This window comes from Massilia arenae, from assembly GCF_008014745.1.
GTDB classification, from domain to species: domain Bacteria; phylum Pseudomonadota; class Gammaproteobacteria; order Burkholderiales; family Burkholderiaceae_D; genus Telluria; species Telluria arenae.
Window position 1 is genome coordinate 45,840 of sequence record NZ_VPFD01000008.1, and the last position, 14,178, is coordinate 60,017.

General features: G+C 63.9%; 13 protein-coding genes. 1 reads left to right on the forward strand and 12 read right to left on the reverse strand.

The window, feature by feature from the left end; translation table 11 throughout:
- Positions 1-90: 90 nt before the first annotated feature.
- From FVD38_RS09180 to FVD38_RS09220, 9 genes are all read right to left on the reverse strand, one after another.
- On the reverse strand, positions 91-855 hold the full coding sequence (locus tag FVD38_RS09180) for an AAA family ATPase (protein ID WP_147934647.1): 765 nt from the start codon (positions 853-855) through the stop codon (positions 91-93).
- Between the two features lie 78 nt (positions 856-933).
- Positions 934-1,626, reverse strand: a complete 693-nt coding sequence (locus tag FVD38_RS09185) for an OmpA/MotB family protein (RefSeq protein ID WP_147934537.1) — start codon at positions 1,624-1,626, stop codon at positions 934-936.
- Positions 1,627-1,629: 3 nt separating this feature from the next.
- Complete coding sequence (locus FVD38_RS09190; protein ID WP_147934538.1) at positions 1,630-3,168, reverse strand: methyl-accepting chemotaxis protein; 1,539 nt, start codon at positions 3,166-3,168, stop codon at positions 1,630-1,632.
- On the reverse strand, positions 3,165-4,472 hold the full coding sequence (locus tag FVD38_RS09195; protein WP_147934539.1) for a hypothetical protein: 1,308 nt from the start codon (positions 4,470-4,472) through the stop codon (positions 3,165-3,167). Before FVD38_RS09195 ends, FVD38_RS09190 begins: the two co-directional genes overlap by 4 nt.
- A 37-nt stretch (positions 4,473-4,509) precedes the next feature.
- Positions 4,510-5,496, reverse strand: a complete 987-nt coding sequence (locus tag FVD38_RS09200; RefSeq protein WP_222706908.1) for an ATP-binding protein — start codon at positions 5,494-5,496, stop codon at positions 4,510-4,512.
- 315 nt (positions 5,497-5,811) lie between these two features.
- On the reverse strand, positions 5,812-6,168 hold the full coding sequence (locus FVD38_RS09205) for a translation initiation factor Sui1 (RefSeq protein WP_147934540.1): 357 nt from the start codon (positions 6,166-6,168) through the stop codon (positions 5,812-5,814).
- Positions 6,158-6,355, reverse strand: coding sequence for a type II toxin-antitoxin system antitoxin (locus tag FVD38_RS09210; RefSeq protein WP_147934541.1), 198 nt, complete (start codon positions 6,353-6,355; stop codon positions 6,158-6,160). Before FVD38_RS09210 ends, FVD38_RS09205 begins: the two co-directional genes overlap by 11 nt.
- 12 nt (positions 6,356-6,367) lie before the next feature.
- Positions 6,368-7,264, reverse strand: a complete 897-nt coding sequence (locus tag FVD38_RS09215) for an SPFH domain-containing protein (protein ID WP_147934542.1) — start codon at positions 7,262-7,264, stop codon at positions 6,368-6,370.
- 85 nt (positions 7,265-7,349) lie between these two features.
- Positions 7,350-8,612: a TonB C-terminal domain-containing protein gene (locus FVD38_RS09220; protein WP_147934543.1), complete on the reverse strand. Its 1,263-nt coding sequence runs from the start codon at positions 8,610-8,612 to the stop codon at positions 7,350-7,352.
- 659 nt (positions 8,613-9,271) lie between these two features.
- On the opposite strand from FVD38_RS09220, the gene FVD38_RS09225 reads away from it, so the two are divergent.
- Positions 9,272-10,312, forward strand: a complete 1,041-nt coding sequence (locus tag FVD38_RS09225; RefSeq protein WP_147934544.1) for a hypothetical protein — start codon at positions 9,272-9,274, stop codon at positions 10,310-10,312.
- 137 nt (positions 10,313-10,449) lie between these two features.
- Here the strand turns inward: FVD38_RS09225 and FVD38_RS09230 are convergent, their stop codons facing one another.
- The 3 genes from FVD38_RS09230 to mshL are packed head-to-tail and all read right to left on the reverse strand — an operon-like array spanning position 10,450 to position 14,167.
- On the reverse strand, positions 10,450-11,472 hold the full coding sequence (locus tag FVD38_RS09230; RefSeq protein ID WP_147934545.1) for a tetratricopeptide repeat protein: 1,023 nt from the start codon (positions 11,470-11,472) through the stop codon (positions 10,450-10,452).
- Positions 11,469-12,359, reverse strand: a complete 891-nt coding sequence (locus tag FVD38_RS09235; RefSeq protein WP_147934546.1) for an ExeA family protein — start codon at positions 12,357-12,359, stop codon at positions 11,469-11,471. Before FVD38_RS09235 ends, FVD38_RS09230 begins: the two co-directional genes overlap by 4 nt.
- Positions 12,359-14,167: a pilus (MSHA type) biogenesis protein MshL gene (gene mshL, locus FVD38_RS09240; RefSeq protein ID WP_147934547.1), complete on the reverse strand. Its 1,809-nt coding sequence runs from the start codon at positions 14,165-14,167 to the stop codon at positions 12,359-12,361. The genes FVD38_RS09235 and mshL overlap by 1 nt, the downstream gene beginning before the upstream one ends.
- Between the last annotated feature and the right edge of the window lie 11 nt (positions 14,168-14,178).

The following is a 14,178-nucleotide window of genomic DNA, read 5'->3' on the forward strand; positions in this document are numbered from 1 at the left end:
GGGGTTTATTATTTGGGTCGCTTAGACCGGGGGAATACGCGCTGGCTGCGTTCTGCACCAGCAATCATGTCACTTTAGCACATGGCTGCCCTAGCGCCCGTCGCGCGTCCGGTCCAGCAGGATGTCGAGCATGCGCTCGGGGTTCACGACGAAGTCGTGCATGACCTGGAAGTGCTCGGTATCCTGGTAGTGCACGCGCTGTATGCCTGCCGCCGAACATTCATACACCCAGGCATCCGGATAGGCCATCAGGATCGGCGAGTGGGTGGTGATGATGAACTGGGAATCGTCGTTGGCCAGCTCGTGGATGCGGCTGAGCAGCGCCAGCTGGCGCTGCGGCGACAGCGCGGCTTCCGGCTCGTCGAGCACGTAGAAGCCACGGCCCCCGAAGCGATTCATCACCAGGGCCCAGAACGATTCGCCGTGCGATTGTTCGTGCAGCGATTTGCCGCCGTAGGAATCGACGATGCGCGGCGCGCCGGAGGGTTCGCGATCGAGGTGCTCGATCTCGGTGGCCAGGTTGAAGAAGCTCTCGGCGCGGAAGAAAAAACCATCCCGCGGGCTTCTCACGCCCTTCGACAAGCGGATGTATTCGTACAGGGGCGAGTGCGACTGGCGCGTGCTGAAGCCGAAATTCCTGGTGCCGCCCTCGGGATTGAAGCCGTAGGCGACGGCGATGGCTTCGAGCAGCGTCGACTTGCCCGAGCCGTTCTCTCCCACCACGAAGGTGACCTTTGGGTGTAGTTCAAGCGCGTCGAGGTGGCGCACCGCGGGCAAGGAGAATGGATAGCGGTCGAAGCCCGGAATGGCGTCCCGCTTCAGGCGTACCTGCGACACATACTGCTGGGAGATCAGGGGTCTGGCCATCGGCTCGCCTTGAGTTTTTCAGATTGGCAAACAGGACGACCGGCGCGCGGGCCGGCCCTTCCGCCATCAACCCCGCTGCGCCCTGCTCGCGACCGTGACCGGTGCGGTATCGCTCGGCTCTTCCACGTCGACCACGAATTGTACCTCTACCCGGCGATTCTTCGAGTCCGACGGATTGATTCCCGGCAGCGGACGCGAATCGCCATAGCCCGCCACGACCACCCGGCGCGCCACCTGCTGGTCAAGATTGCCGACCAGGGCCTTGCGCGCTTCACGCGCCCGGGCGGCGGACAGCGTGAAGTTGTCGTCGTATACCGTGCAGAAGCGCTGTTGGTCGGTAACCGCGTGGCCCACCGGGATATTGTCGGTATGCCCTTCCACCAGGATGCGGGCGGTCGGATTATTGGTCAGGAACTGTCCGATCTGGTTTCGCACAGCCGCCACCTCGGCGATGACATCGGACTTCAGGCATGCGCTGCCACGCTCGAACACACCGTCATTGAGCAACCACCGGTTGGTGCGCGCGTCGAACGTCATCAACCCGGCTGCGCCTCGCTTGCCGATCATCTCGCTCACGGCTTCGGCGACCCGGGCCACCGCTTCACCGCGGGTACCCTTCGCCGCCGCCAGTTCGGCCTGGTGCTGCATGGCGCTGGCGCTTTTCTGCAGCACCGACACCACCAGCAACAGCATCACGACCGCGAGCACCCCCGCCATCAGGTCGGAGATGGCGACCCATTCACTCGGCTTGTCTTTCATGGCTTATCCGATTGGCGTAGGTTCTGGCTGCGTCGGCGCCGCCGCGGCGGCGGCCGCCGTTCTTTCAGCCTGCATCGCCTGCAGCAGGTCGAGCATGCGGCGCTGGACCTCGGCGATGCCGGATACCGGCGCCAGCGCGGCCACCAGCGACTTCTGCTCGTCCGCCAGCGACGTCAGCGGTTTCAGCGACTCTGGCAGCGATTGCAGCTGAGCGACGAGGCGCTCGGTCGATTCGGACGATTTCGTCGCCGCTGTCGCAACATTCTTCGTCCTGAGGGTGGCACTGGCGACCGAATCAAGGCCTTCCTTGATCGAGTCGGCCATGTTGTTGACGATGCTGGTGGTCGCTTGGATGTTCTCCGTCAGGGCGTCACTCGTCACAATGAATTTGCGGGATGTGGTGTTCTGGATGTCGAGCGACTGACCGATCGAGTTCCTCACCTCGCCCATCGTCTCTTTGGTATCCTTCGACAGTTCGCCCAGCGCGGTCGAGATCTCGCGCGTGGCGTCGCCCAGCTGCGCGCTGCCGCGCTCCAGGGTATCCCTGGCCTGGGCGCTCATGTCCTGGATTGCCTTGCCCAAATCCAGGCGCACATTATCGAGCACGTCTTTGAACTGGCGCTCGAAGGTCCGGATCGCATCCAGCAACTGCTCGGCGCCGGCGCCGACCTTGTCGGCGCCATCGGCCATGCGCTGCGCGGCCTGGCCCATGCTCTCGACCACGTGCTGCGTGCCCTGGGTGAAGTCGCTCATGGCGACACGCGTGGCCTGGCTCTCGGCACGCACCTGCTCGAGTTCAGCGCGCACGCCCTGGCTGACCTGCTCCAGGCTGTTCAGTTGCTGCAAGGTTTGCAGGTGCAGTTGCTGGTCACTCTTGATCAGCGTGGCGAACTGGGTCGACATGCCATCGACGATCTTGGTTGCGACGCGGCCGATATTGGAGAACAGGACGTCCTGTTTGGCCTGGTCGGCTGCGGCCTTGGCGTGCTTGCGGTGTTCCAGCTCCGCCTTGACCTTGCCGATCACCCAGGTCAGCCGCTTTTCCTCGAAGCGCGTCACTTCGCTCCAGATCTTGAGCAGCACGAAGCCGAGAATGCCCCAGGTCGAGGTCTTGAATTTCGTGCCCAGCCCCTGCAGCATGCCAAGCAGATTCTGCATGCTGCTGGCGGCGGCGCCGGCGTCGGCCAGGTCGGCCTGGCCGAGGATGCTCGACGCATGATTGAGCGCCATTCCCAGCCCGAGGAAGGTGCCAAGCAGGCCGACCACCAGCAGCAACCCCGGCATGATCTCGGCCAGTTTCTCCGGGCTGGTGGCAACGGCATGCCACAGATCGGTCACGCTGCCATGCTCGATGTCCAGGTCGTCCTTCGTGTCGTCGGGCGTGCCGCGGTTCCATTTGCGTTCCCAGGCCGCCGGCTGCGCGTGACGGTGTGTGCTGACGATGGTCAGGCCCATCATGAACACGATGATGCTGAAGAAAACGAGCTGCAGCGGATCGTCCAACTGCGGCATCAGGAAGCTGACGATATCGCCCGGGCTCATGCTGCCACCTCCAGGATTTCCTTCATGCGCTGCTGGGAATCCTTGCGGAAGGCGTTGGCGAAGTCGTTGATCAGGGCCTTTTCCTCATCACTCAACTGGTTGAAGGCGATCTCCTTGTCGGCGCATTCGATCAGGAGCTTGCCCACCGCCGGGCCGTCTTCCTGCAGGAAGTCACGGTCTTCGGCCTCCAGTTGCTCAGGTGTCTTTTCCAGTAACTGCAGGAAGCCTTCCGCAGCGCCGACATAGCGCTGGATGTCACGCTGGTTCTGCGCCAGCGCATCGAGCTTGCCCTTCTCCTGCGGCACGCGCTGCTCGAGCTCGGCCAGCATCGCTGCTTCTTCCGGCGATAACTCGCCCTGGATATCGCGTGCGATGGTCAGGTTCTTGAGCAGCATGGTGTCTTTGGCATGGACAAGGTTGTCCAGGCTCCACTGGTTCCCGAGCGCCTCAGCGCGCTTGGCCCAGGACGCCACAAGTTCTTCGAACACGAACGGCTGCAGCTTTTTGTTGTAGCGCTCGGTCAAGAGCCGGTCGAGACGTGCAGCCGCCTCCCTGCTCAATTCGGGCTTGTCCTTGATCAGGTCGGAGGCGATGCGCACCAGGAACAGGTCGTCGGCGCTCAGGTCGTCCACCGACTGCGCCGCGCGGAAAGCCTTGTCAGCCATCTTCATCAGCTTCTGCGTGGCGCGCAGGCGCAGGTAGTGCTCGAAATCGGCGGGCCCGGCCGCGATCGCCTTGGCCATATCGGCCTTGGCGACTTCGAAATCGTTGATCGCCGCCGCCAGCTCCATCTGGTGGCGCTGTTCCTCAGGCACCACCTCGCGCTCGGCGAAGCGGAAGGTCTCCTGGTGCCGCTTGGCTTGCGCCAGTTCGGTCTCGTCGAGCAGGTCGTCGATCTCCTGTGCCTCGGCCTGCGCCTCCGTTTGCTTGCGGCCCGCCTGCCAGCGCTTGGCCATTTCGATCGACCATTTGATGGCCGCGTCGACTTTCTTGGCGATGGGCGAATTCTCGAAGGCGGTCAAGGCGCCGATCCCCTTGTCGAGCATGGAAAGTGCCGTTTTCAGCCACGGGATGGGGACAGCCTCCGCTGCCGCCCGCAGTCCCATGCGGATTTTGTCGATATGCGGCTTGACCACCTGCCACGCCTTCTTGACGCCATCGACGAAGCCCTCGGCCTTCTCGGCCATCCAGCCCATCGCGGCGCCGGCCCATTCCTTGGCCGCACTCCAGGCCGAACTGGCGGCGCTGGCGACCGAACTGACTGCCGAACTGACGAAGCTACCCAAGCTGCTGAAGAAACCCATTCCGTGTCCCTGTTAATTGGTGTGTAATACAATGAAATTAGTCTGAAAAACCCATCACCTGCCGCGTCGCATCGATGCCAGCGCTGGCGCTGGCACTACTTGCGGGGCGTCGCGACTTGCCGACATTGGCGTTGGCCGCCCGGATGTCGCCGATAGCAGTGTCGAGATGGCTCCAGCGGACCACGGGCTCGAGTGGCGACTCGACGATCGCGCGGGGGAACGCGGTGCGCAAGACCGTGCGGATCTCGCGCCCCGACAGCCCCTCGGACGCTTCCGCGCAGCGCGCTATCAGCCCATCGCGGTCTTCAGCCAACGGTACCCCGGGCACCAGCATGCGTTGCCAGAGCCGCTCGCGGCAGCCGAGATCGGGAAGCTTGAATTCGATGTGATAGCGAATCCGGCTGACGAATGCGCTGTCGTAGTTCTTGGCAAAATTGGTGGCGAACACCACTACGCCTTCGAATCGCTCGAGTTCGATCAGCAAAGTGGAGCGCATCGCATTGATTTCGTTATCGATGCCCTGGGTTACCGAGGAAAGACGCGCGCCGAGCAAGGTATCGGCCTCGTCGAAAAACAGGATGGCGCCCTCGCGGGCCGCCAACGTAAAAGCAGCAGAAATATTCTTCGCAGTATCTCCGACATATTTGCTTTCGATTTCCGAAATACCGATATGTAAATATGGACGCTTCAGGGTACCGGCCAGCGCTTCCGCCGCCAGGGTTTTCCCGGTGCCCGGCGGACCATATAAATTGAGGATCATATTGCGGCCGGTCGGATCGACCGCGCCGAAACCCCAATCGGTGTAAACCGTCTTGTGATGGCGCATGGCCCCAATCGCTTCCTCGAACATGCGGTAGGTCTCCGCTGCCAGGATCAGGTCATCCGCCAGGGTAATGCGTGGCGTACGCAACTCGTACGGAGGTGGGGGCGCCGTGCTACCCGGCTCTGAAATGGCTGTGCTCACGATGACGTCGGTAATTGGTAATGACGAGTTACCGGTGCCGGCAAGGAATGCGTTGCGCATTCCGCCATTTCATCCGTGTATTTCGCGGAGGAAATTTTAATACATATGGCGAAAGATATTGAACAAAAAATCGAACGCGCAATTATCGTTGGGTGGAAGCAACAGGACTACGTTTTTTCGATAATGCGACGCCTTTTGTCGCTTCAGCTCGTATCAATTCAATTCGGGTAATTCAGGGATAATCTGCGAGGTTGGAATGACGCGTAATGCTTCAATTTGCACGCCTGCGGATGTTCAATTGAAGCGTTTGTGCGTCAACGACAGCTTGTGCCAAAGACGCCGGAAGATCTGAATGAAGGAAAGCCCGGACTGGACTCAGTCGCCGCTGCGCCTGGGATGGTGACCAAACCGTTCGAGCGCCGCGATCACCACATCGCAGTGATCGCCCTGCACTTCGATCACGGCATCCTTGACGGTGCCGCCGGTGCCGCAGGCCGTGCGCAACTGCTTGCCCAGCAGCGCCAGCGCGAGCGGATCGAGCGCCACACCCTTGACCAAGGTGACCGTCTTGCCGCCCCGCCCCTTCGACTGGCGCGACACCCGCACCACGCCGTCGCCGATGACAGGCGTCCTGGCCAAACAAGCGCAGGCGGCGACCGGCTGCCGGCATTCGGGGCACATGCGCCCGCTCTCGGTGGAATACACCAGGCCACCGTTCGAATTATGTTTCATCTTGCGCTCCATCGTTTCCGCTGTTCGCTTCCCTGAGTTTCACGCCGCGGCGCGACAGGCTCTCGCGCAGCAGGAACTCGATCTGTGCGTTCACGCTGCGCAGGTCGCGCGCAGCGAGACGCTGCAATTCCTCCCACAGGGCTGGATCGATCCGCAGGGGGAACGCTTTTTTGCCGGGACTTGCCATGCCGTTTCGCTGCTAGTTGTACAGGGTGCCGGTGTTCACGATCGGCTGGGTTTCCTTGTCCGAGCACAGCACGACCAGCAGATTGCTGACCATCGCCGCCTTGCGCTCGTCGTCGAGTTCGACGATGCCGCGCTCGGACAAGCCCTTCAGCGCCGTCTCCACCATGCTCACGGCGCCATGCACGATTTTAGCGCGGGCGCTGATGATCGCCTCGGCCTGCTGGCGGCGCAGCATGACCTGGGCGATCTCTGCGGCATAGGCCAGGTGGGTCAGCTTGGCGTCGAGCACCTCGACGCCGGCCGCCTCGAAGCGCGCCTGCAGCTCGCCCTTGAGCGTATCGGCCACCACGTCCATGCCGGCGCGCAGCGTGGTCTCGCCCGGGGCCAGGTCTTCGCCTTCGTCGTAGGCATATTGCGATGCCAGGTGACGCAGCGCGGCCTCGGCCTGGATCGAGACATAGCGCTCGAAGTCGTCCACCTCGAACACGGCTTGCGCGGTGTCGCGCACGCGCCAGACCACCGCCGCGCTGATCTCCACCGGGTTGCCGCGCTTGTCGTTGACCTTGAGCGTCGGCGCATTGAAGTTACGGGCGCGCAGCGACAGGCGGCGCTTGACGTAGAACGGGAAAGCCCAGCGCAGGCCCTCGCTGCGGTCGGTGCCGATGTACTTGCCGAACAGGGTCAGGATCGCGCTCTCGTTCGGCTGCAGCATGTACAGGCCGCCCAGGCACAGCAGGCCGGCCAATCCCACCACCACGGCGCCGAGCAGGAAGACCAGGCCGTCGGAGGACTCGGCCATTCTCTTGAGCAGATAGAAGGACGTCAGCAGCAAGACGATCCCGGCGCCGGCCGCCAGGTAGCCATTCGCCGAAGAAAACGCCGATTCGCGGCGCGTGTGTGCTGCATTCATCGTGGACACCCCTCAGGTAAGTAGCATCAAAGTGATATCACTTTAGGATCACTCCGGGGTTCTTGTCAAGCAACTTGAGAAGTAATTATTGCAAGCGCACGGCGACGTCGAACAGCCAGGTACGGCGGATCTCGACCACGTCGTACTGCCGCGCCAGCGCCGGCGGGAATGGGCCGTAAGGCGCCTGGCTCGCGATGATCTTGCGGATGCCGTCATCGATCGCCGCCACCCCGCTCGAGGTCTCGAAGGTGATCTTTTCCACGGAGCCGTCGGCGCGCACCGCCACCGTCACGACCGGCTGCGTATGCGGCTGCTTCACCGCTTCGCGCACCATGTCCAGCGTCCGGTTCAACTCGATCTTGCGGCCCATGGCTTGCGCATACTGGACCATGTCCTGGTTGGGGTCGGAGCGTCCGAACAGCCAGCCGCGGCGCAGGCCGCTGACCGTGGGCGGTGGCACACCCGGCGCGGTGCCTGCGCGGTCGCGTCCGGCGGACTCGCGGGCCAGCTGCTCGGCGATCGCGCGCAGCTGTTCGGCGCGCGGCGCCAGCTGCGCGGCCTGGCCCCGGTCGACAGGTCCCTGCTGCACCGGTGCCTGGCTGGCCTGGGCCTGGACCTGTGCCTGCCTTGCCCGCTCCTGCTCGCGCTGGGCTTCCTCCAGCCTGGCCTGCTCCTGGCGCGCCTGTTCTTGCTGGATGGCTTCCTGGCGCGCAGCCTCGAGACGCGCAGCCTCGAGACGCGCAGTCTCCTGCTCGCGCCGCACGGCGTCAAGACGCTCAAGTTCAAGACGCTCGGCCTCGAGACGCGCCGCAGCGGCGTGTTCTTCCTCCAGGCGGGCCAGCGCGTCGCGCCTATCCTGTTCCTGCCGCGCCGCTTCCCGCCGCTCGGCCGCGATCCGGTCGAGCTCCACGCGCGCGCTTGCCTCTCGGTCGGCCCGCTCGCGCGCGAGCGCGATCAGTTCCACCTGGCGCGACTGCTCGGCGGCTTGCCGGTCCGGTTCAGGTTTGAGGTCGGGTTTGGGGTTGGGCTTGGGTTCGGCCCTGCCTGGCGGCGCTGCGGCCGGCCGCTCGCGCGGGGCGGGTGCAGGTTCGGTTGCTGGAAGCGGGAGCGGCCGTGGCGCCACAGCGGGTGCAGGAGGGGCGGCGGTTGGTGCGGGCGTCAGCACGATCTGCAGGTCACTGGCGGCAAGACGCCGCTCTTGCCAGGGAAGGCGCAGGCCGGAGAGCCCGAAGACATCCCCCTGGATGGGAATGCTCAACAGCAGCACGTGAAGCAGCACGGACAGCGATAACGCCATGCGCATGCGCCATGGCGCCGCTGGAGGGACGAACTGCATCGATGTGACCACGTGAGTTTGCAAATAAATGCCAGGGATGAAGCGAACCCGGCGATGCTATCACAACAACATGAATGGCCGGCCGCGCTAGCCAGGGGGCGGCCGACGCGAATGGGCATGCCACACAGCGGACGAGTCGACCTGGTCACAATATGGCTAGGGTGGATCGACGATGATACCAATATGGCGCCATCCCTTTAGATCGGTGTCATGCGGGCCAGCATAAGACCAATGACCTATCTCGACGCCGCTACTTCTGATTCCTCTAATGTCCAACGACCGCCTTTCGAGCTGAGCCCTCAGGCTATCGAACTCGTCTGCAAATTAGACGGGGTTTTCGGGGCTTGGCAACGGGTAGGTGAGACGGGCAATTGATATCACTGTGAGAGGATGATAATGAATTACCTTGGCACATTAGCGAAACTCCACCGATTTCCCCGGGCGGTACTGTTGGCGTCCGCCTGCCTGGTTGGTACACCATTATTCGCACAGAGTATCCTGATGCCTGACGGCCGTCTGCATCATGGCCAGAGCATCGTCCCTACGCATCGGTCAGCCCAGCCGTGAACAGATGGAGAACATTCATCACACGTTTTGCGTATGTCGAGGACAAGAATCCAAAGCTGGTCTTCGACCGCTTGAAAGCATATCGCTAACCAAGGGAGCGCACCATGAATAATTCGATGAGAGCTTTGCGAAAAGTGGCAATTCTTTGCTCTGTCTTTGGCATGTGCACGAGTGTTACGGGCATGGCTGTTGCACAGTCGATGGAAGAGCTTGCGAGAAAGTCGGTCCCGGAGCTACTGCAGCTCTACCAAAAATCTCCTCCTGGCGCAATGCACAATCAGGATATTCTGATCACCGTTTTGAATAAGAGACTCCCCGTGAACGAGTCAAGTTTCAATATAATCAGACAGAGTCTGGCAAAAAGCCGGATTGGAGAAGAAAAGTCCACACTTATCAGCCTACTTGCCACTATGCACGTCCCTGGAGCGCGCAGTGCGAATAACCTGTTAATTGAACGAGACATCAAAGCACTGATCGATTCGCCGAATCCGCGTGTTGCCACAACGGCGCTGTTCGCATATTCCCGGCTAGTTTATGCTGCGGACCGGTATCAGGTGCTCCAGCGTGCTCGCAGCGAAAAGTTGATCAGTGACGACAGCTATTTCGCCGAGCTCGCCCATGGCCTGCGATTTGCTCCGGCTGATGAACAGGCGCGTATGCTGGCAGAGATGGAAGGTCAGAACAACGCGCTCGGAGAAGAGATTCTTGCTTCAACCTTCGATAGCCCGTCCACTGTCGGCCAGCTCAATTCCGGCACCCAGAAACGCTTGCTGGCGCTGCTCGCCGCGCGCGAACCCAGCTTCCCCATGGCGCTGGACAACTTCGGCCTCGGCGATTCCATCCGCTACAGCTACTGGATCAATGCAGTCGCCAGCATCGAATCCGGCTTGACAGGCCGTGACTACGGCGAGATCGTCCTGAACCGACTAGCAGCCCCCGCGACCGATCCGCGCAAGATTCTGGCGGTGTTCACCAGTCCCGAAGGTAAGCAGCTGATGCAAGACACACACGAGCACGAGCCGTTAGAGCAGTTGCTGGTGCGCGCGAAAGCGTACACCGATTCGCTACCGCAAAACGGCATGCTGCAGGATGCGGTTGGAGTTTTCGCGAGGGACCTTCAAAACCGTGCGGCTGAAACCCGATAGTCGCACAAGGCGCAGCGATCCGCCGTAAGCAGGCGGGACTTCTTGATGTCAACGCCGGGTGGGAAATCTAGGCACGGTGAGGAGGAGTAGGCCACCACAATTATTCTGCGGCTCCTCTCAACCCAGTCAGACACTCGCTAGCGCTCGAGCTGCCCCAAACGGCGCTCGACGAAGGCCGCCAACTCGGGCGACAGCGTTCCGCTGCCAAGCGCCTGCCAGAACGCCGCCACCGCATCGGGATCGCGCTTCTCGGCCTGCAGCGAAATGCCCAGGCCCATCCACCACACGCCATTGCCCGGCGCCGTGCGCAGCGCGGCCTGGTAGTGCTCGGCCGCTTCGCGATGACGACCTTCGCGCTGCAGCACGCCGGCCAGGAAGGCGTGGTATTCGCCATTGCCGGCCGCATGCGGCAGGGTGCGCATCAGGGTGTCGAGCGCGGGACCGCCCCGCTCCAGCTGCAGGCGCGCCAGCAGCATCGCCATCGACGGTTGACGGGCATCGAGCGCCAGCGCCGCCTGCAACTGGCGCATCGCCTCGTCGGTCCGTCCCGCTTCGATCAGCAGTCCCACCAGCGTCTGCCGCGACGGTTCATGCTTCGGATCGATCCGCAATCCGGCCTGCAGGGTCGCGATGGCCTCCGTCACGCGTCCGTCTTCCAGCACCAGCAGCGCGCGGCGATAGGCATTCTCTGCACGCTGCGGCGACGTCTCGACCCGGCCTTGCGCTGCCGGCGCCGGCTTGGATGGGGCCGGCTTGCGCAGCGCAGGCGCTGGCTTCGACGGTGGCGGCGCCGGCTCGGGTTCCGGTTCCGGTTCCGGTTCCGGCGCCGGCACGATCGGCGCCGGTGGAGCGACATCGGCCACCTGCACCGGCGCGGCCGCCGGCATCTCGACCAGCACCGCCTTCGGCGCGGGAGCGGCAGGCGCAACGGGAGCCGCCGGGGCCACCGCCACTGGCGGCGGCTGTTCGCCCGCCATCCGCCAGCCGATCACGCCGGCCGCGGCGACGGCGATCACCGCCCCACCCGCCAGCGCGCCACGCATCCACTGTCCCCGCGGCTCGGGCGCCGGCGGCAAGCGCACGTCGGCCGGCAGCGGCGTGGCGCCGGGCTGGCCGGCGCGCGCATCGAGGTCTTGCAGCATCTTGTTAATCAGACTCATAACGCGAACGCCCAGGCCAGGCCGCCCGCCGCGCCGGCGACGACGGCGCCCCCTAGCAGCCAGATCCAGATCGTGCGCGTCACGCCCACCGTATCGCGCGCGGCGATCGCCACGTGGCTGCCGGCCACCTGCTGCTTGCCCTGGCCGTAGCTGAGCATCAGCGCCTTGTGCGCCATGATGTTGACCAGGCGTGGCACGCCGCCGCTGGCTTTATACAGGCCACGGATCGCCGCGCCAGTGAACAGGCGCGCGCCGTCGAAGCCGGCCACGCGCAGGCGATGCGCCACGTAGAAATCGAGGTCGTCGCGGCTCAGGGGACCAAGGTGATAATGAAAGGTGATGCGCTGGGCCAACTGGCGGATCGCGTCGAGTTCGAGCTTGCGGTTCAGTTCCGGCTGGCCGAACAGGACGATCTGCAGGAGCTTCCTCTTCTCGGTCTCGAGATTGGTCAAGAGACGCAGCGCCTCCAGGCTCTCGACCGGAATTGCCTGCGCCTCGTCGAGGCACAGCACCACGCGCAAGTCCTGGCCGGCCAGCTCGAGCAGGCGCAGGTTGATCGCCTTGAGCAGCTGGTGCTGGTCGACGTCGCGCTCGAGCGGGATGGCCAGTTCGTCGGCCAGCGCCAGCATCAGGGTGCGCGGCTCCAGGTAGGGGTTCGGGATATAGGCGGTGACGAAGCCCTCGCCCAGCGTGGCCATGAACTTGCGGCACAACAGGGTCTTGCCGGTGCCGACTTCGCCGGTGATCTTGATGAAGCCTTCGCCGCCGCGCGTGGCCACCAGCAGCGTGTTCAGCGCTTCCTGCGAGCGCGGGCTGCCGAAGAAGAAGCTGGTGTCGGGCGTGATCCCGAACGGCAGCTCGCGCAGGCCGAAGTGCGTCGCGTACATCAGTCCGCGCCCAGGGTACGGCCGCGGCTGCGCGGGTCGAGCTGTTCGATGCGGCGGCCGGCGTCCAGCATGTCCTGGCTCCAGTCGCTCGCCCCTTCGACGATGGTCGGCTTGATCAGCACCACCAGCTCGCGCTTCTGGCTCATGCGGGCCTTGTTGCGGAACAGATTGCCCAGCAGCGGGATCTTGTCGGCGCCCGGCAACTGGTCGGTGTCGCCGCTCGAGGCCTGGCGCATCAGGCCGCCGATGGCGACCACCTGGCCGTCGCGGCCGCGCACGATGCTGTCGAGCTCCGAGGTGCTCGACGCCGCCAGCGGCAGGCGCAGCGTGCCGCCGGAGCCCAGGTCGACGTCCTTGTTGACGGTCGTGACCTGGCTTACCGAAGGGTGCACGTGCAGCAGGATGTTGCCCTTGTCGTCGATCTGCGGCGTCACGTCCAGCACCACGCCGGAGAAGAACGGCTGCACCGTCACGCTCGGGCTGACGATGGTGCTGTTATTGCTGGTGTTGATGTTGTTGGTGATGCCGGTGACGAAGAATTCGTCGGTGCCGATCTTGAGCACAGCCTTCTGGTTGTTGATCGCCGCGATGCGGGGGCTGGACAGCACGTGCACGCTGCCCTGCGACTCCAGGAAGGTGATCAGCGCCGCGAAGTTATTGGTCTGGAAGGCGAAGCCGAATAGCGAACCGGCCGCGCTGGCCGCGTTCGACAGCGAAAAGCCGGTGCTGGCCGCCAGGCCCGAGCCGTTGTTGATCGGGGCCGGCTGGCCGCCGTTGTATGGCAGCGGCGCCAGGTTCGCGCCGGGCGAGATCATGCCGCCCGAGACGCGGTTGGCGGTGCCGCCGCGGAACGAGGCGAACGAGGCCCAGTTGATGCCGCTCTGGAAGCTGTCGGAGAGCTCCACTTCGAGGATCTTCGCCTCCAGGATCACCTGGCGGTCCACCGACAGCTGGGTCGCCTTCAGGTAGGCGTCGACGTTGCGCAATTCGTCGGGCATGGCGCGGATCACCAGCACGCCGGACTGCGGGCTCACCACCACGCTGCGCCCGCCCTCGAGCGTGCCGACGATGGCAATGATCGATTCCTTCAGGTCTTTCCAGAAGTCGTTGTCGGAGCGGGTCTGGACGTCGGTGCTGTTGAGCTGGCGCTGGCCGTTCTGGTTGTTGCCGTTCTGGCCGTTCTGCCCGTCCTGGTTGCCGAAGCCCTGCCCCATGCCACCGCTGTTGCCGCCGCCATTGTTACCGCCGTTATTACCATTGTTGCCGGCATCGGCGACCGAGGTCGAGGACACGCGCGTGTTCGACATCCCGCTCCGGCTGGCGGTCAGGTAGTTCACCTGGAACATGCGGGTCTGCATGGTCAGCGGGCGAATGCTGATGCGCGCGCCGTCGATCCTGTAGTCGTAGCCGTACATATCGCGCACTGCTTCCAGCGTCTCGACCAGGGTCACGTCCTTCAGGTTGGCGCTGATATTGCCGCTCACATCAGGGTGCACCAGCATGTTATAGCGGGTGCCGGCCACGATCGAGCGGAAGAACTGCTGCGCGGGCACGTTGTTGAAGGCCACATTGAAGCGCTCCTCGAGCGCCGGCCGGGCCTTGGGCAGCTGGCTGGCCAGGGTCGCTGCCGGCGGCAGCAGCGCATTGGCCACCGCATCGTCGACCGCCGGCCGTGGCGCCGGCTGGGCGTTGGCCTTGGCCATCTCCTGGGCGATGGCGTCATAGGTGGCGTTCGGCGGAGCGCTTTGGCAGCCGGCCAGGAACAGCGCCGCCGCCAGCGCGCAGGGAGTCGCGAAAAGCTTGGTCATGATGGATTGCC